This is a genomic window from Algoriphagus sp. NF (assembly GCF_028823735.1).
Taxonomy (GTDB): Bacteria; Bacteroidota; Bacteroidia; order Cytophagales; family Cyclobacteriaceae; genus Algoriphagus; species Algoriphagus marincola.
On the sequence record NZ_JAPEIB010000054.1, the window covers coordinates 1 to 17,641 of the forward strand.

Genomic DNA, 17,641 nt, shown 5'->3' on the forward strand with positions numbered 1-17,641 from the left:
ACAAAACTATGAAATTCATTTTTTTACCTGTCAGGCCAATAAAAGCATCAATTTTATTAAAAAATTGACCCCAAAAATAAAAAATCTATGAAAACCAATTAGATCTAACTTTTAATAAATACAATCAGGTCAAATTTCAACAAATTCGCAAAATTAGGAACTGAAGAAACAAAATATTATTTCTCAACCTATTTTTTCAGCTTCAATAATTTTTTCCAATAAATTAAAAAAATCATCAAAAAATTTCATGGAAATTCTTTTTTGGTAAAAACTTTCTCCTAAGCTCATTAATTACTTTGAATTTCTCAATTGCAAAACTTGCATAGCAACTCATTTTTTGGATTCAAGAAATTGGCTGATTCTCCTCATTTATGCATGATTAAATCTTTGCAAGCCGAAACGTTTTAAATATCCAGTTTGCCTTTGCAACTGTGAGCTTCTCAAATCGAAAAAAAATTGACTCACTAAAATAAATATATCATGACCCTTTTTGGAACAACAGTTTGAACCTTCAACTAAAAAACTATATTTGACAATTAAAAACCACCTAATTATGTGGCCAACCATCAAATTTTTAGGAACCTTTTTCATCAGCTTCATTGCAATGATTGGAGCATTAGGGGCAGAAAACCCATTCCTACTTTTCGCAGTCGCTTGGGGGATTTGGATACTTTACATTTTAAGCCTACGGTCAAAGAGAAAAAAGGAATTGGACAGGGAGCGGTTGATTCGGGAAATTTTGGATAAGCTTTAAAATCAACCAAAATTGAAAAATGGATATTTCTGGCAAATCCGAAAGCATCTTAGTTTTCCAAATTCCACATCCACCTGTCTGCTGCTTTCATCCAATCTCCAATTGGATCCCCGGACTGCGAACGCCAATAAGTTGTCCGGTGAAAGAAAAAGAAAAGCTCCCCTTCTTCTGTTCCGAACCTGTTCGTTAAGAAATAATCCAAGACTTGATCTAAAGTAGGTACCCTGCGACCAAATTTCTTCTGTTTTTTAGCTCCATGCTTCATCGTCTTTTTGAATTAGTGGAGCGATAAACTTTCTGCAAGGATTTCTCTGTTACTCAGAAGTACCACCGAAGGGGGGCGATTTTTTTGGTGGACGGAAAGAAAAAATTGACAAAAAAAGGGAGGATTACTCCTCCCCTTCTTGGTCAATTCCTAGGATGTAATTGGCTGCTTGGTGCGCCTTTTGGGCTGCATAGATCAGCATTTTTGGATCTTCCTGTAGTGGCTGAAACCATCCTTTCAGATAGGCTAAGGAGTTTTTGAAATTGGCATCCTTGATTCCGGTAAAGGCATTCAGAAAACTGGCTCCCATTTCCGCGATCAATTCCTCTTTTGAATATTCCACCGAACCAAAGCCAACCAAAGCCGGTCTTTCTGCAAATCTTCCCAGTCTGCTGGTATGTCCTGTGCTATGGATCATTTCATGAAATAGAACAGAATAATATTGCTCGTCTCCTTTAAAGGATTCCTTTTCCGGCATATTGATAAAATCTCGGGAAGGGCTGTAAAATGCCTCGTCACCTTCATGAATGATATTCGGGCAGGTGGTGTAGCCTGAAATGATGGATTCGCAAGTTTCGATCGGAGAAAAAACCCTTTCCTCGGCACCTTCTAGGGTAAAATCAATACCTTCTATTTGATCGATGTTAAAAACCGTCCAGATAAAGGGGGTAAACTTCCTTCCAAACAGGTCCTCGTTTTCTCCTTCTTCATTGATAGCCTTTCCTTTTACAAACTTGGAAATCTTCCAGAATACGACTTTAGAGCCTTTTTCATCCTTCTTGACATTTCCACCAAGGTGCTTTGCCTGATTATAAGTAAGGAAATAGGGACTTTTGAATTTCTTGGATATGGTCACCCAGGCTAGCCAAAGTGCATTGAATCCCAAATAAGGACGGTTGGAAGCATAATTCTTCGGAGAGTTTTTAGGACTCCAAACTTGTTCCCAAGTAAGGTTTTCATTTTGGATACCTTTGATGATTTCGTTGGTGACGGTTTCCGCTAATTGGTTAAAATTTTCCCAAGCATTCATGGTTGTAGAGTTTTAAAGTGTGACAAAAAAGGATCGATAAAGCGATTATTGATTTGTTTATCAGCCACATAAAGCCCAGTTATATCCAAGGATATTAGGAAGATCGACCCGACACTTAATCCAAGATTTTTCCCGAGTACAAGGGGTAAATTTTTGGAAGTGAAGGGCGATATGTGGGCGTGAAGTGACATTTTTTTATCCACTGGTATTGAGGTTCTGACCGACATGCAACCCATAGAGTGTGGTTCTGCATAAGGCAAAAGCCTGGGATAAAAAACTGGGAGGCAGTCCGTAGGAGACCCTGTTTTTTTAGATCAGGGCGGAGCGCACTTTTGACTGTTGCAGGTTCGCACTCAACCTTTGCATCGTCGTGTCATTCACCGAAGACCGGGGGATTGAGAAGAAAAAAATGGAACGGAGCGCTGACCGACCGAAACGGATAAAAATCTCGATGTACTTGGAAGAAAAATCGGAAAAAGGCTTGCCCCCCAAAGAAGGCTCGGGCTACGGCTTCACGAAACGGCCTTCCCAAGTCCCAGGCTTGCCGGGACTTAGAAGAAGGGTAAGTGTAATGAAGCGGTAGCCGTGGGGAGTGAAAGCCCTTTCCTTGAGTGAAGAGCAAGGAGCTGTCATTTGAAAATGGCGCGAATGAATCGAAACGAAAGGAGTGGGCGAAACGGGGGAAATGACTTAGGGATGGAATTGAAAATCCATTTGAAAACGAGTCTTTAACTTCAACCGGTTGAAAAAGTAACCCAACCTTAGGAATGCCAACCTTCAGCTAAAGAAAAAGAGGATTGCAAGTACACCTGATTGAACTTTGGGTTAAGAGCGCTGTATTCTTACAGCGTTCAAAATTGCCAGCAATGCCACTCCAACGTCGGCAAAGACTGCTTCCCACATGGTGGCTATACCTCCGGCTCCAAGTGCCAGTACAATAACCTTCACTCCAAAAGCCAAGCTGATATTTTGCCATACGATCCGTTTTGTCTGCTTGCCTAACTGAATAGCAGTAGCAATTTTTGAGGGCTGGTCAGTCTGAATCACAACATCAGCTGTCTCAATGGCTGCATCACTACCCAAACCACCCATTGCAATTCCCACATCGGCCAGAGCAAGGACAGGAGCATCATTGATACCGTCCCCCACAAAAGCAATGACCCGGCTGGCATCTTTTTTCAGTTCTTCTACCTTTTCCACCTTTTGCTCAGGCAGCAGATCACCAAAGGCTTTATCTATTCCGAGTGATTTTGCCACCTGTTGGGTCACTGCATTCTTATCTCCTGACAGCATGATCAGTTCCCGAACTCCTAATTTGTGTAGTTCATTGATGGACTGAACAGCATCTTCTTTCAGTTCATCCGCGATCACTAGATATCCCGCATATTTTTGGTCTACTGCTACATGGATAACGGTATTGACCTCCCTGGCTGCATCAGTATGGGTAACAATCCCTTCCTTATCCAGCAGTTTTTGATTGCCTACCAGCACATGCTTGCCATTTACAATTCCTTTCAGTCCGTGCCCGGCAATTTCCTCCTGTTGTTCGGGTTCTGAAATTTCTCTTCCTTGCTTTTTAGCATACTCTGTAATGGCTTTTGCGATGGGATGGGTGGATTTGCTTTCCATTGCTGCTGTCAGACTAAGCCAATCAAGTGTAATTCCCTCCATGGTCACGGCTTTCTGAACTTCAAACACTCCCTTTGTAAGTGTGCCTGTTTTGTCCATCACCACGGTAGTAACGCTGGTCATGAGGTCAAGAAAGTTGGAACCTTTAAACAGTATGCCTTTTCGGGAGGCTGCACCAATCCCTCCGAAATAACCAAGTGGGATAGAAACAACCAACGCACAGGGGCATGAGATCACCAAAAAGATCAAGGCCCGATAAAGCCATGCTTCAAACATATAGTCTTCCAAAAAGAAATAAGGCAAGAAGGCCAGGCCGATGGCCAGAAAGGTGACAATGGGTGTATAGACCCGTGCAAACTTACGGATGAACTGTTCAGTTTTTGCCTTGCGTGAGGTGGCATTCTGGACTAGCTCAAGGATGCGGGCAATTGAACTTTCATTGAACCGTCTGATAACTTTCAATTCAATCAGCCTATCGAGGTTCACCATCCCAGCAAGCACATTTTCTCCTTTGTTGTAGGTCGCAGGTTTGCTTTCGCCAGTTAGGGCCGAGGTATTAAAGCTGCCTTTTTCACTGATCATTTCCCCATCGAGGGGTACTTTTTCTCCGGGTTTAACCTGGATGGTTTCCCCAATTTGTACTTCCTCGGGGTGTACGGACACCGTTTGCCCACCTCTATAAACCGAAGCCGAATCGGGGCGGATGTCCAACAGGGCTTTGATGTTTCGCTTGGCCCGGTTCACGGCCGCATCCTGAAACAACTCACCGATGGCATAGAAAAGCATCACCGCAACCGCCTCTGGATATTCCCCTATGGCAAAAGCCCCCAATGTGGCTATGCCCATGAGGAAAAATTCAGTGAACACATCACCTTTTAAGATGGACTTCCAGCCTTTGACCAACACCGGCCATCCCACGGGCAAATAGGCCAGCACATACCAGCCAATGCGAATCCATCCCTGGAAAATTGCAGGCTGTCCCAACTGGTCAGCGGCAATTCCAGCAAGTAGCATGACAAAGCTCACCATACCACTTCCCCAAGTTTGCAGAAAAGTTGGAGAGGTTTTTTCCTCTTCCTTTTTTGGTTTGCCTGGATGCTGGTCAGTGCTGCAGCAGGCTTTATCGTCTAAGTGATTTGTATTTGTCATCGTCTAATCTGTTTTAATCTGTGAAAAAGGAAATGATGCCAGTGAGAATAAGTATGCCACCGGAAATCAGTCCTGCATTATGTTCCAATTTGTGCCAGTTGAATCGGTGCAGCCCTTTTTGGGCCAGGTAAACCCAAAAAGTAATCCCGAACACAGAAACAATGGTGTAGAGTAGTCCCACAGCTAGGATCATTGGAAAGCCATGAGTTCCTGCCATAAGGAAGTAGGCTTCAATTTCCAGGCAGGGCGAAAGAAACATGGTAAATACCAGCAAAGTCACAACCTGCGCTGCTCCTGCTTTTTCCAGCTTTTGTTTTTCAGCAATGTGAAAGTGGTGGTGACGGTGGTGTTGAATGACAAAATAAAAGCCGATGGCTATAAGCAATCCAGGAATGACCCAACGGGTGTAAGTGTGTAGGTTTTCAGAAAGTGACAAGCTGAACAAACCCAAAAACACTCCTAACAAAAAGGTGCTCAGCGAGTGAGCCAAAGCTGCCATCGCTGCAATGCGAACCGTCTTGATTCCCTCCCATCCAAACTTTTCTTTCAGGGCCAGCACCGGCAGCCAATGGCTGGGAATCAGTCCATGAAGGAGACTGAGCATAATGGTACCGGTGAGTAGAGCGGTCATTCTTTAGGACTATTTTATTTTTTGAACTGATTTATTATTGCCTTCAGATCTGCTGGTATTTCCATAGGCAAGAGAGGCGGAACATTGGCGCCTCCAGTATTACCTACAGGTATTTTCCCTACAAAGGATTTTACTCCACCTACAAAGAGCCTGAGAATCTGACCCCGTATTTCCTTCCAGTCTTTGATTTTAAAACCAAACCGAAGCATGAGCCAATGCACTTCAGAGTGCTGGTAAGGATAGGGCTGACCAAGGATGTGGGCCCTTTCCAGATGCTGCCAAGCTTCCCGTAAAAACCACTTCCCCAGTTTATCCCGATATGCATCCAGTTCTTTTTGATAATGTGGCTTTAAGCCTTTCGGCATGGTGGTATTAAATTTCATATGCTCCTAATCATCCTAAGTTGTGAGGTTTTCCATGATGCATGGTTTCATTTCATTGGATGTTTGACTTAAAATTACTAGTAAACCCAATGCATAGTACTTGCAATATTCATCCTGCACATTTCCCGCAAATCCCCTTTACTACCAAGTTGGCTTCTTCCCCTTTGAACATGCTTGGCAGTTCAATTTCCGGGATTTTATACTTGGGCAAACAGAAGGTTTCGCTACACACCCGACAATGAAAATGCACATGCAGGTCCCTTTCGATATTACACTCGCATCCCTCTTCGCATAGGGCGTATTTAGGCGCTCCGGTACCGTCATCGATACTGTGCACCAGTCCATTTTCCTGAAAGGTTTTCAGGGTGCGGAATAGTGTCACCCGGTCTGACTTTTCAAAGGCCTTTTCCAAGTCGGAAAGGCTGATGGCCGTCTCTTGACCTGCCAGTGCTTCCAACACCAACAGCCTCATGGCTGTTGGTCGGATGTCTTTCTGCTTGAGTTTATCTTCGAGTTCTTTGATCATAAGGATGATTCATTTTAATGTGCGTGTCCTTCTCCTTCTTCTTCGGTATTTTTGGCTTTAGCCAACAAGGTGAAAGCACCTTTGGTGACCACTTGAAGGGCACTTAGGTCCTTTTCTGAATCGGCCAAAGAAATCTGGGTATAGCCATCTTCGGTATATCCTTTGATGACTTCCATCATTTCAAAATCATGAACGGTTGCACCGTTTTCTGTTTTTTCTCCTGTATAGGCAAAGACATATTGTTTTCCACCAAACCGAACGATTCCTTCCTCTTGGATAGCCAACACTTCGTTGCTGTCGGTTTCGATCCTTGCAGCTATATACATTCCCGGCTTCAAATCTTCGTGCATCTTTTCTAAGTGGCCATGTACAGTCACCGACCGGTCTTCCCGCACTCCGCTACCTATCAGAAATACTTCTGCTTCCCGCCATTCTTCAGGAGAATTCGCCAATGCAAAGCGGATCCGTTGTCCTTCCTGCACTCTGGGGATGTCGTTTTCATACACGGTAAGTTCCACATGCAGGTCTTCGGCATTGGTAATGTCCATGATCACATCTTGCGGGTTGATGTATTTGCCCACATTGGTATAAATCTCCCGAACGGCACCGTTAACCGGAGCGAAAATATTTACAGAAGCCGAGATATATCCTTCGCGGATTTTTGCCGGATTGAAGCCAATGAGCTTCAATCGTTCTTCCATAGTTTTAATCCGGGCTTCATTAGCCAGAAAGTCACTTTTGGCTTGCTGAAATGTTTTACCAGAAGCTACTTTTTCATCAAACAGCTCCTTCTGACGGTCAAATTCGGCTTTCAGAAATTCCTGTTTGGCCAGACTCTCCAGGTATTCTTGTTGAAACTGGATGAACTCCGGATTTTCAATTACCACCAATAACTGACCTTTTTTAACCTTTGTGCCAGGCAGCATTTCAGTGTATTTCACAAAGCCTCCATAGGGCATATGGATGGAAATATTGCTTTGCGGGGGCACGTCAATCACCCCGTTGACCCGGAGTTCCGAACCAATAACCCGCTTCTCAAGGCTTCCGAATTTGATGCCTGCCTGCTCAAACTGCGCTTTGGTAAGTTCCACTGTATTCTCACTTTCTGTATGATTCACCTCAATGACTTCCTCATCTTGTGGTCCGCAGGAGGAAATGGTCAACCCCAGGAGAAGAGCCATTGAAGTTTTGCTGATGTATTTGAATATATTTTTCATTGTTGAATGTCTTTTTATTGAACGCCTGAAATGAACTCGATCTGGATAACAGTCTGATTGTACTGGTTGAGAATGTCCAGGTAATTAAACCGGACAGCCAATGCCCGGTTAAGTCCCTGAATGTATTCCACGTAGCCGATTTCCCCGCTTTCAAATCCTTTTTGAGCCTGTTTAAGAATTAGCTCTGCCTGAGGCAGTGCGTTTTGCTCATAATACTCAAGGCTGGTCTGAAATTTTTGGTACTGCTGAATGAGTGAGTTTAGCCTGCCTTGCAGTTGGTTTGTCACCGCTTGCAGCCGTGCTTCGCTTTCCTGCTTTTTCAATTCGGCCGCTTTGATGGCCGATGCTTGGGACTTCGCCCCAAAAATGGGGATGGCCATTCCCACTTGAAATCCGGTGAACCGGTCGCTGGAGGTAAAAGTGACGGGGTTACCATCCAAATCCTGATTAGGTCCATTGAGGGACTGGTTGAAATACCCTGCCGAAAGGTCGGGTAAGAACTTTGCCTTCTCCACCGATTTCTCTTTTTCGGCTACTTCCATTTGTTGGCGAAACCAGGCAAGTGTAGGATTGTTGGCAATTCCTTGCGTATCGAGAAGTACATTGCTCTCCCTTGCTTCCAGATAGCCCATGGCGATATCCCCAATACTATCCAGATTAAGCAAGGTTTGCAGCTGTGTCCTGTGGATTTCGATATCCGACTGGTTTTGCTGAAGCATGGCCTTGAGTTCTGCTACTTGGGACTCCGCAGTTGCTTTTTCAAGCAAATTGGTTTCCCCGGTTTGATAGCGGAGACTGGCCACTTGGACAAATCTCTCGTAAATTTCATCTTGCTCCTGCAGTAATTGTTGTTTGCTTTTTTCCAGCCACAACAAATACCAGGAAACCTTTACTTGCTGAACCAGTTCGTTTTGGGTAGCCGAATGCATCCATTCACTCGCTTCAATCCGTGCTTTGGCCAATTTCTTTTGATTGGCATAAACCGTGGGAAATTCCATGGATTGGGAGATGTTGAACTGATTGTCATTGTTGTAAATGCTGTTGTACTGTCCGTGAGTGAGGCTAAAATTGGTTTTAGCCATATTCCAGCTGGTCCCTTTCAGCTCCCTTTCCTGCTGGGTTTGCAAGTCTGCTGCTTTCAGGGTTGGATTGTTTTGGATCGCAACTTGAATGGCTTCATCCAATGACTGATAGCTGACCAGAGAATCCTGTGCCTTGGCTTTAGGCATCTGAACACAAAGCAAGCCGATAGCCAAAAGTGGAACAATTGCCCCTGGTTTCATCTTTATCCCTCTTTCAAAATAATAGTACAGGATAGGCAGCACAACCAATGTCAGAAAGGTAGCCGTGATCAAACCGCCAATCACTACAGTGGCCAGTGGACGCTGGACTTCTGCACCACCGGACTGGGACAGAGCCATCGGCAGAAAGCCCATGGAAGCCACGGCAGCCGTCATGATTACCGGTCGCAGACGTACACTCGTGCCTTTGTAAATCCGTTCGAAAATATCAGATACACCTTCTTTTTTCAGGTGATTGAATTCACCAATGAGGACAATGCCATTCAGCACTGCTACCCCAAATAAAGCAATGAAACCAACGCCTGCAGAAATACTGAATGGCATATCCCTGAGCCATAAAGCGAAGATTCCCCCAATGGCAGAAAGTGGGATGGCTGTGAAAATGAGGATGCCCTGCTTAATGGAACCGAAAGTGAAATAGAGTAACACAAATATCAATAGCAGGGCTAGAGGCACAGCTAAGGAGAGTCGTTCACGGGCTTCAACCAGGTTTTCAAACTGCCCACCGTAAGACACGGTGTAGCCGGGTGCAAATACGACCGTCTCTTCAATTTTCTGCTGAAGCTCTGTTACTATGCTTTCCACATCCCGGTTACGTACATTGAATGCTACAATGATCCGTCTGCGGGTGTCGTCTCGTTGGATTTGGTAAGGACCTTCCTGGATTTCCACTTCGGCCACCTGATAGAGCGGTATTTGGTGTCCATCCTTCCTAGCGATGTAAAGGTTCTGAACGGACTCTACATCCTCCCGATTGGTCTTATCCAATCGGACCACCAGGTCAAAGCGTCTTTCGTTTTCGTAAACCAGCCCTGCAGACGCTCCGGCAAAGGCAGCCTGGACCGAGCGGTTTACATCCCGGATGGTCAGGCCGTATTTGGCCAATTGATCCCGTTTGTAATTAATGACAATCTGCGGAACACCGGTTACCTCTTCTATATACAAATCTTGAGCACCTTCCACACCGGAAGCCAGCCGTCCTATCTGTTCGGCATATTCCGAAAGCTCATTGAGATCCTCTCCGTATATCTTAACCGCTACATCCTGCCGAACCCCAGTCATGAGTTCGTTAAAGCGCATCTGGATGGGTTGCTGAAATCCGAAAGTAACTCCCGGAATGACCTCCAGAGCTTCGGCCATTTTGTTGGCTAATTCTTCCCTGTTAGAGGCAGAGACCCATTCATCTTTGTTTTCCAGAATCACCATCATGTCAGCAGCTTCTACCGGCATGGGATCAGTTGGGATTTCTCCTGCACCAATTTTAGATACTACCTGCTTTACTTCCGGGAACTGTTCTAGTAGAATTTTTTCTGCCTGAGTCGTTGCCTGGATGGTGTTTTCAAGCGAGCTGCCAGTCATCACCCTCGTTTCTACAGCAAAGTCTCCTTCCTCTAGGGTTGGAATAAATTCCCCACCCATATTGGAAAAGACCCAAAAGGAAGCCAGAAACAAGCCCGCAGTCAGGATTAAGATCAGCGGCCTTTTCTGCATTGACCAACGGATAGCCGGATCGTACAATCTGTGGAAAAAAGCCATGAGCTTGTCCGAAATATTGGGCTTGTAATCAGTGTTCTTGCTCAGAACCAGTGCTGACATCATCGGCACATAGGTTAGCGAAAGGATAAATGCTCCCAGAATGGCAAAACTCACCGTCTGTGCCATAGGGCCAAACATTTTTCCCTCAATCCCCACTAAAGCAAGAATGGGGAGGTACACGATTAAAATGATGATTTCTCCGAATGCGGCGGAATTCCGGATTTTGCTGGCCGACTGGTACACTTCCTCGTCCATTTCATTCTGGGTCAGCTTTCTTCCCAGTTTCAACAAGCCCAAATGATGCAACGTGGCCTCTACAATGATGACCGCCCCATCCACGATCAACCCAAAATCAATAGCGCCCAAGCTCATCAGGTTACCCGACACGCCAAAGAAGTTCATCATTCCAAAAGCAAAAAGGAGCGCAAGGGGAATGACCGAGGCTACAATCAAACCTGCACGGAGATTTCCCAAGAGCAGCAACAAAACAAAGATCACGATCAAGGCACCTTCAGCCAGGTTTTTGCTCACCGTACCAATGGCAGTGTTTACCAATTTTGTTCGGTCCAGGAAGGGCTCGATGGTTACTCCCTCCGGCAATGTTTTTTGTATCTCAGCAATTCGACTCTTTACATTCTCAATTACTTCCGCGGAGTTTTCTCCCTTTAGCATCATCACAATGGCACTCACCACCTCACCCTCACCGTCTCGGGTAGTGGCTCCATACCGCACTGAATTACCAAGATTTACCTCAGCCACATCCTTTATGAGAACCGGAATTCCATCCGGATTATTTTTGATGAGCATGTTTCGGATGTCGTCCATGTCGCTCACCAGGCCTTCACTTCGGATAAAATAGGCGCTGAGGTTTTTTTCAATGTAAGCCCCTCCGGTATTCTCGTTGTTTTCTTCCAGTGCCTGGAAAATATCGGCAATGGAAACGTTCATGGCCTTTAGTCTATCCGGGTCTATGGCGATTTCATATTGTTTAAGGTAACCGCCAAAGCTGCTCACATCCGCAACCCCTGGAGTACCGAGTAATTGCCTTCGGACAATCCAGTCCTGAATCGTACGAAGTTCACGGGCATCGTATTGATCTTCATAACCCTTCTCGGTTCCCACCACATATTGATAGATTTCTCCGAGTCCGGTAGTGATGGGAGCCATGCCCGGCTGACCTACACCCGGAGGGATTTGTGCTTGTACATCGGTCAGCCTTTCACTTACCTGCTGACGAGCCCAATACACATCCACATCTTCTTTAAACACGATGGTCACCACAGACAAACCAAAGCGGGAAAAGGAACGAATCTCCTCCAACTCCGGGATGGTTGCCATGGTAATTTCGATGGGGAATGTAATTAAACGTTCTACCTCCTCAGCTGCCAGAGATGGGGAGGAGGTGATGACCTGAACCTGATTGTTAGTAATATCCGGTACGGCATCAATGGGAAGTCTCGAAAGGGAGTAGCCTCCCCAAATGATCAAACCAAGCGTGAGCAGGCCTATGATCAGTTTGTTTTTGACTGAAAATTGAATGATTTTATCCAGCATTTTTTAGCATTTATGAATCTGATTTTTTGGATAGACAGGGCAGAAAAAGCCCTTGAATTTTGAGCTGGGGGAGTAAATTGAAAATGCAGGATCACCTCCATGCAACAGCTTGGAAGTAATAACTACTTCAATTTAAATGTCCGGAAAATCAGGCCTTGGGCGGCTGGAATGGGGATTCGGGGTGTTCAGAGCAGAGTGAGAAGCTGTAAAAACCTGTCTGAGTAAGTGTGAAAAAGGATTGGGTGGGTATTTCCACTTTTTCCATTAAAGGGGTAATAAAAATGGAGCCATGGGAACACTGATGCTGGTCATGGAAGGGTAAGTTCTTGTCATGCTCGTCATCATGGTGGTGGTCTTCTTCATTTTGACCGTCTCCATAATGGAAATCAAGAAATTCCAGAAATGAAGTTCCGTCGTGTTCAGACTGCTCCTCGTAGTGTTCAAAAAGTACTGGAAGCTTTGGCAATTCACAGCATAAATCCATAGTAGGCCCCAATGCCTGGATCAGGAACAGAAAACCTAACGATATGGAAAGAATGAATTTCATTTGCCTGCAAAGGAACACAATAATAGGACGCAAGGGTATTGCAAATCGAACAAGATTTTAGCAACAGCTACCGCCATTTTCCTGTATTGGCGGACATTTGACCGTTCCATAACTGCAATACACGCAACAATCTCCTTCTTTTGGTTTTAGCACCTTGTGGCAGTTTTCACATTCATAGAAATACTGACAGGCGTCAGTGGGCATGGTTTCTTCCTTCTGATGGCCACAATTAGGGCAGGTGATGGTTGATTCTAATATGATTTCCATTTATTTCTCTGTTTTATTGGTCACGGAATATCCCGTTGAGTTGATGGCTTGTTGTATTTCCTGAATACCTGTTTTTGTATTGTCAAATTCTACAACGGCATTGCCCAATTCATAAGAAGCAGCTACTCTTAGTATACCATCGAGCTTATTTACTTCGTGCTCGACATGAGTTGCACAGCCCTGACATGTCATTCCTTTGATTTCAAAATTTACGGTCTGTATATCGGACTTCTCTACGATGACCAGTTGCTTGTCGGCTTTGGGGTAGAAAATGTGAGCATAGAGCGGAAATGTTAACATCAGGGCTGCAAAAACCGTGATTATTGATAAGAACTTTTTTGTCTGCCAAAAGCTTGGTTTCTCATCATCTTCACATGCACATTCGATGTCTTCTGCTTTCCTGGCTTTAAGCTTCTGGTACCAGGCAAATCCCAACACAATCACGGTGATACTTACAAAAAAAGGCCGTGCTGGATCCAGCCAGGAGAAAGTGGACGCGATCCCGCTCGCACCGGCCACTAGAGCAAGCACCGGGGTGATACAGCAAAGGGAACTCACTAAAGCGGCTATAAGGCCGCTGGTTAAAAGGGATTTTTTCATAACGTAGCAATTGAATTTGGGAGGTTAAACAAATCGAGCACTGACGAAATGATTCGCTGACTTTGCGCTTCTACTGAATAAAAAATGGTTTGCCCCGATTTTTTAGTAGTCACGACTCCTGCATCCTTCAGCTTTTTCAAATGTTGGGAGACGGCCGGAACTGTCATACCCAAAATGTCTGATAAGTCGCACGGACAAAGTTCATTTTCCTGATTCAGGAGGTACAGGATTTTGAGGCGAACCGCATTACCGGCAAGATTCAGTACATCTGCCAGTTCTAAAAAACCTTCCCCCTTGCTTTTCAAGTCTTCCCTGCACCTATTGATCTGGTCGCTATCGGCAAAGACACGGATGCATGTATTCATAACTTTGTATTTAAGCATTTGCTTAACAAAGGTATGGAGTGGAACTTATTTAAGCAAAGCCTTAAATACTGAAATTACCCCTTTGGAATACAATGCAGTTAAAAGTAGCTTGATAACCCAAATTGCACTCCCCCGATTTTAGCCGGTGGATTTCCCAAGATATCCTGTTGTTGCATGTACCGGTAGTTAAGTCGGATGACGGTTTGTGATACCGGCCTGAAACTGATTGCCGGAACTACTGCCCACAAATCATCAGAAATATTTCCTCCGGTTTCCTCGAAACTTCCCACGTTCCAGTCCACATATTCCAGTCGGCAGGCCAGACTGAACACTGCTTTATCAAAACCTGCCAGTTTTCCTCTCAGGATAGGTTGTACAATGTCTACGAACCCTCCCTTTTGCCGTTCACCATATTGCTGACTATAAGTCTCCGGTACATCAACCAGTACCCAGGCCCATTCGCCAACCAAATAAGTCTTTGTTGCCGAAATGGTAGTATTGAAATCCACCGCTAATACGTCCAGGCGTCTTTTGGCATCCAAAACGAGACCATCTTCCTCAAATCGGTTATAAATCCCCCCCATGTAGGAAAGTCCTATTTCTCCCACCTTGTTGTTTCTGACTGCTATTTTGCCCGTAAACAAGGGTTGCCCATTACTGCTTTCCTCAAAGCGCAGGGCATTTTCTTTTGCTGCCTGGAGGAAAGTTTTGTTTTGATTATTGCTGATGATACTGTTGTCGAAGCCATTGGTCAGGTAAGCTTCATACCCAAAAGCCCAGGCCTTTGAATAATATTTACCATACAGACCAAATCCGACATTGCTCCAGGTGGCTGGCAGCATTTCTGTCATGGCAATTGGCCGATCCACAAATTCCCATTTTGGACCGTCATGATTTTGGTTGAATGCCCCGATGGGATTCATTACCACTCCACCTCGGAGGTTTAGTAGTGGATGAAAAGTTAAATCCAATGCAGCAAATTCGATGGATATTTGTTTTCCACCTTCCTCCAACTCAATCTCAGAGAGGAACTTGATTTTCCTGTGAATCGAAGAGGCGACAAAGAGCGTAAAGCGGGGGATACGAAAACTGTGGCCCTCAGTGATCCCATCTTGGCCCATGTATTGATAATCGGCCTCTACGTACCCGCCAATGGAAGCCGGTAAATTCCCTATCTGAAGAAAAGGACGGTTGTACACTGCATCCATGTTCATGGCTCTGGTATATGAAGTATCGACTGGTACTCTTTTTAACAGCGTACTGTCAATCTGGGCATTTGCAACCAAGGCAAACAAGAAGACTGGAAGGAATAAATATTTTTTCATTTCAAGTCGATCTTCAAGGTGTTTGCTTCAATCCGAACCGGAAAGGTTCGCAAGGGGTCGTCTGCCGGGCCGTTTTGCACCATACCGGTATTGGTGAATTCACTACCATGGGCCGGGCATTGGAGCCTGTCGCCAAAAACCTGAAGTTCTGTGCCTTGATGGGTGCACCGCATCCATAAGGCTTGGTATTCTGTTTCAGACAGCCGGAAAACCGCAATCGGATATTGAAGTGATTCGTGATGCGCTATCACACTTGGCCGGAAGCTGGATTGATCATCCTTCGAATTCACGAATGCATCCAGCGGAACAATCATATAATCCCCTTCAAGGCTAGCCTGAAAATACCTGGTGCCCGCACAGGATGTTAAGCCGGAAATTCCCGTCATGATGCCAAAGCACCCCCATCCACAGGTTTTGATAAACTCATTTCTATTCATGGATTTGGAAGATTATAAGGATTCAAGAAAACGGATCAAAGCAGTTCTATCTTCGGCAGATAGCGACTCAAACTTGGTACGGCTGCTATTTGCCTCACCTCCGTGCAGTAAAATTGCCTCCTCAATGCTGCTGGCCCGGCCATCGTGCATGAGAAAGTAGCTGCCTCCTTGGGAATTTGGAGAAAGACCCAAACCCCAAAGGGGAGGTGTCCGCCATTCGAAAGTTTCAGCAGAGCCTTCGGTTACACCGTCATCCAATCCCGGCCCCATATCATGCAACAACAGGTCTGTATAGGGAAAAAAGGTTTTATTGGACAAAGCTACAATATCAGAGGTTGGGGTGGTCCATTCTGGGGTGTGGCAATCCCCACATTGGATTTGGGAAAACAAAGTCTTACCCTGAATTATTTGTTGGTCATTTTGTGAGCGCTGGATAGGTGCTTTTAGTGTACGGAGGTAAAAAACCACATCCCTGACGGTCTGGTCGCTCACTTCCTGATCCACTTCCAATCCTGAAAAAGGGTCAACTGGTTCAAATGTAGAAGTGATGCCCATGTCCTGGTTGTACGCTGATACGGTCTGCTGGAGCAGATCGATGGTAGCTGCCTTTTTGCCAAAGCGCCCCATATAGCGCCCATTTGCATCTTGATGAAACCACTTAGGAACAAAATAAGCGGGAGGATTTACATAGTTGGGCACCCCGGAAATTCCGTCTCCATCAAGATCATAAGGGTCTGCATTAGTCAGGATCTGCTCATCTGTAAGGGCTGACAGCAAACCCAAGCCCGTGACGGCAGGTGGGGTTAGCTTCATAAATGGTGTTCCTTCCGGAAGTATTTCCGGTGTGTATCCTGGTATAGCTCTATTTTGGAGTTGAGGACCTCCGATAAGCAGGTTGGGAGGCGTATTTGGAGCCGTCTGACCAAAGCGTGTCAGTGTAGTAAACGGATGGCCTTTTCCATCACCAGCATGGCAACTACCACAGGAAGTAGCCACAAATGTAGGCCCCAGACCTGTTCCGGAGGAAAATACCTCATCATTGAAGGCAAAATCCCCGGCCAGAAATCGGGCTTGCTCGCTTGAGTTTAGCCCATCAATTGGGCCGTCTAGAATTTCATCCACTGCCGGTGGCTCGGGAATGATATTTTCACAGGCGAAGGCCAGACAGCCTAGTAGTATCAGAATCAGCTTCTTCACATTCTTATTATTAGAATGGTAAAAGTATCAAGTTAGACTGTTCTAACATATATCTTTTATGATAAAAACTTTATTTTCTGAGTAGAATTTTTCCCAGGTTCTTGTGTGACAGTCAGTTGTTTTGATGGTGCGCAGTTATCTGTCCGATAACTTGACGGCTTTATTGGTTAATCGCTTGCACTTGGGGAGGAGGCTCATGCTACGGCTTCACAAAACGGCCTTCCCGAGTCCCAGGCTTGCCGGGACTCGGGAGAAGGGTAAGTGGAATGAAGCGGTAGCCGTGGGGAGTGAAAGCCCTTTCCTAGAGTGGAGAGAAAAGAGCTGTCATTTGAAAAATGGTGCGAATGAATCGGAACGAAAGGAGTGGGCGAAACGGGGGTGTTCTAAAAAATTTAGCTCAGTTTTTTGATTTCACTGGTGGTCATGCAAACAAGATCAATCAATTCGAGAACATCTTTCTCTTTTATAATTATCCGCTGACCAACCTTATAGGAGCTATCACCTGATTTTTCCAGATACTTTTGGTCAACAATTCCTTCCGTGTGCGCTAGCAAGTGTCTTCGTTGAAACAGAGCACCCAGCCTTGAAAATTCCGCATTACTGAGCCAATCGGTGTACGTTGAACCAAATGAATCCTTCCAAAGGTCGCCGCCAATTTCAAGATTTTGGAAGGCATTCATTTTAAATTTTTTCTCTGGCAACTTTTCAGAAAAAATCATCTCACAATACCTTTGGAAGGCAGTTACGCAGTCCAATAAACCTTTTTCGATAAGAGATTGACATGTATTCTGAACAGCGTCTTTCCCGAATTCTTGCAGTTTAATGCGCATATCAGGTAAGTTTTTTATGCTGTCCCTGATTTTGTTGATAGAAAGCTCAAAAGTTCTTTCAGCTGAATTAAATCGGCAACAAGGACAGAAAAATGCAC

The 17,641-nt window shown here is 45.0% G+C and carries 16 protein-coding genes; 1 reads left to right on the forward strand and 15 read right to left on the reverse strand.

Annotation, left to right across the window (positions count from 1 at the left end):
• The first annotated feature begins 553 nt into the window (after positions 1–553).
• Positions 554–754: a hypothetical protein gene (locus OU792_RS17310; RefSeq protein ID WP_274670876.1), complete on the forward strand. Its 201-nt coding sequence runs from the start codon at positions 554–556 to the stop codon at positions 752–754.
• A gap of 389 nt (positions 755–1,143) precedes the next feature.
• On the opposite strand, the gene OU792_RS17315 is transcribed toward OU792_RS17310, so the two are convergent.
• The 15 genes from OU792_RS17315 to OU792_RS17385 all read right to left on the reverse strand — a co-directional run.
• On the reverse strand, positions 1,144–2,049 hold the full coding sequence (locus tag OU792_RS17315; RefSeq protein ID WP_274670877.1) for an ArdC family protein: 906 nt from the start codon (positions 2,047–2,049) through the stop codon (positions 1,144–1,146).
• A gap of 825 nt (positions 2,050–2,874) precedes the next feature.
• Positions 2,875–4,827, reverse strand: a complete 1,953-nt coding sequence (locus OU792_RS17320) for a heavy metal translocating P-type ATPase (protein WP_111390981.1) — start codon at positions 4,825–4,827, stop codon at positions 2,875–2,877.
• A 13-nt stretch (positions 4,828–4,840) separates the two neighbouring features.
• Positions 4,841–5,458: a hypothetical protein gene (locus tag OU792_RS17325; protein WP_146250844.1), complete on the reverse strand. Its 618-nt coding sequence runs from the start codon at positions 5,456–5,458 to the stop codon at positions 4,841–4,843.
• Positions 5,459–5,472: 14 nt separating this feature from the next.
• Positions 5,473–5,841: a DUF3703 domain-containing protein gene (locus OU792_RS17330; RefSeq protein WP_111390979.1), complete on the reverse strand. Its 369-nt coding sequence runs from the start codon at positions 5,839–5,841 to the stop codon at positions 5,473–5,475.
• Positions 5,842–5,950: 109 nt separating this feature from the next.
• Positions 5,951–6,367 (reverse strand): Fur family transcriptional regulator, encoded by a 417-nt coding sequence (locus tag OU792_RS17335; protein WP_111390978.1) that lies wholly within the window; start codon positions 6,365–6,367, stop codon positions 5,951–5,953.
• Positions 6,368–6,381: 14 nt separating this feature from the next.
• Entirely contained in the window at positions 6,382–7,548 is a 1,167-nt protein-coding gene (locus OU792_RS17340) for an efflux RND transporter periplasmic adaptor subunit (protein WP_274670878.1), read from the reverse strand.
• Positions 7,549–7,598: 50 nt separating this feature from the next.
• Positions 7,599–11,975, reverse strand: coding sequence for a CusA/CzcA family heavy metal efflux RND transporter (locus OU792_RS17345; protein WP_274670879.1), 4,377 nt, complete (start codon positions 11,973–11,975; stop codon positions 7,599–7,601).
• A gap of 148 nt (positions 11,976–12,123) precedes the next feature.
• On the reverse strand, positions 12,124–12,459 hold the full coding sequence (locus OU792_RS17350) for a hypothetical protein (protein WP_274670880.1): 336 nt from the start codon (positions 12,457–12,459) through the stop codon (positions 12,124–12,126).
• Between the two features lie 120 nt (positions 12,460–12,579).
• The gene (locus tag OU792_RS17355; RefSeq protein WP_103923850.1) at positions 12,580–12,789 is read right to left on the reverse strand and encodes a GDCCVxC domain-containing (seleno)protein; all 210 of its coding nucleotides are present in this window, start codon (positions 12,787–12,789) and stop codon (positions 12,580–12,582) included.
• Positions 12,790–13,389, reverse strand: coding sequence for a mercuric transport protein MerTP (merTP, locus tag OU792_RS17360; protein WP_077353374.1), 600 nt, complete (start codon positions 13,387–13,389; stop codon positions 12,790–12,792).
• Positions 13,386–13,754: an ArsR/SmtB family transcription factor gene (locus tag OU792_RS17365; protein WP_200820543.1), complete on the reverse strand. Its 369-nt coding sequence runs from the start codon at positions 13,752–13,754 to the stop codon at positions 13,386–13,388. Before OU792_RS17365 ends, merTP begins: the two co-directional genes overlap by 4 nt.
• Before the next feature lie 98 nt (positions 13,755–13,852).
• The gene (locus OU792_RS17370) at positions 13,853–15,079 is read right to left on the reverse strand and encodes a hypothetical protein (protein WP_274670881.1); all 1,227 of its coding nucleotides are present in this window, start codon (positions 15,077–15,079) and stop codon (positions 13,853–13,855) included.
• Positions 15,076–15,516 (reverse strand): Rieske (2Fe-2S) protein, encoded by a 441-nt coding sequence (locus tag OU792_RS17375; protein ID WP_103923847.1) that lies wholly within the window; start codon positions 15,514–15,516, stop codon positions 15,076–15,078. The genes OU792_RS17370 and OU792_RS17375 overlap by 4 nt, the downstream gene beginning before the upstream one ends.
• Positions 15,517–15,528: 12 nt before the next feature.
• Complete coding sequence (locus OU792_RS17380) at positions 15,529–16,713, reverse strand: di-heme oxidoredictase family protein (protein ID WP_111390974.1); 1,185 nt, start codon at positions 16,711–16,713, stop codon at positions 15,529–15,531.
• A 392-nt stretch (positions 16,714–17,105) separates the two neighbouring features.
• Positions 17,106–17,641: hypothetical protein (locus tag OU792_RS17385; protein WP_274670882.1), on the reverse strand; the 536-nt coding region annotated here is incomplete at its 5' end.

What these genes read in the sequence shown, in the direction of transcription:
- OU792_RS17340 (WP_274670878.1), bottom strand. Translation starts at nt 7,548, where the DNA reads ATGGCTCTTCTCCTGGGGTTGACCATTTCCTCCTGCGGACCACAAGAT.
- OU792_RS17350 (WP_274670880.1), bottom strand. Translation starts at nt 12,459, where the DNA reads ATGGATTTATGCTGTGAATTGCCAAAGCTTCCAGTACTTTTTGAACAC.
- OU792_RS17330 (WP_111390979.1), bottom strand. Translation starts at nt 5,841, where the DNA reads ATGAAATTTAATACCACCATGCCGAAAGGCTTAAAGCCACATTATCAA.
- OU792_RS17315 (WP_274670877.1), bottom strand. Translation starts at nt 2,049, where the DNA reads ATGAATGCTTGGGAAAATTTTAACCAATTAGCGGAAACCGTCACCAAC.
- OU792_RS17375 (WP_103923847.1), bottom strand. Translation starts at nt 15,516, where the DNA reads ATGAATAGAAATGAGTTTATCAAAACCTGTGGATGGGGGTGCTTTGGC.
- OU792_RS17320 (WP_111390981.1), bottom strand. Translation starts at nt 4,827, where the DNA reads ATGACAAATACAAATCACTTAGACGATAAAGCCTGCTGCAGCACTGAC.
- merTP (WP_077353374.1), bottom strand. Translation starts at nt 13,389, where the DNA reads ATGAAAAAATCCCTTTTAACCAGCGGCCTTATAGCCGCTTTAGTGAGT.
- OU792_RS17335 (WP_111390978.1), bottom strand. Translation starts at nt 6,367, where the DNA reads ATGATCAAAGAACTCGAAGATAAACTCAAGCAGAAAGACATCCGACCA.
- OU792_RS17365 (WP_200820543.1), bottom strand. Translation starts at nt 13,754, where the DNA reads ATGAATACATGCATCCGTGTCTTTGCCGATAGCGACCAGATCAATAGG.
- OU792_RS17345 (WP_274670879.1), bottom strand. Translation starts at nt 11,975, where the DNA reads ATGCTGGATAAAATCATTCAATTTTCAGTCAAAAACAAACTGATCATA.
- OU792_RS17325 (WP_146250844.1), bottom strand. Translation starts at nt 5,458, where the DNA reads ATGACCGCTCTACTCACCGGTACCATTATGCTCAGTCTCCTTCATGGA.
- OU792_RS17370 (WP_274670881.1), bottom strand. Translation starts at nt 15,079, where the DNA reads ATGAAAAAATATTTATTCCTTCCAGTCTTCTTGTTTGCCTTGGTTGCA.
- OU792_RS17310 (WP_274670876.1), top strand. Translation starts at nt 554, where the DNA reads ATGTGGCCAACCATCAAATTTTTAGGAACCTTTTTCATCAGCTTCATT.
- OU792_RS17355 (WP_103923850.1), bottom strand. Translation starts at nt 12,789, where the DNA reads ATGGAAATCATATTAGAATCAACCATCACCTGCCCTAATTGTGGCCAT.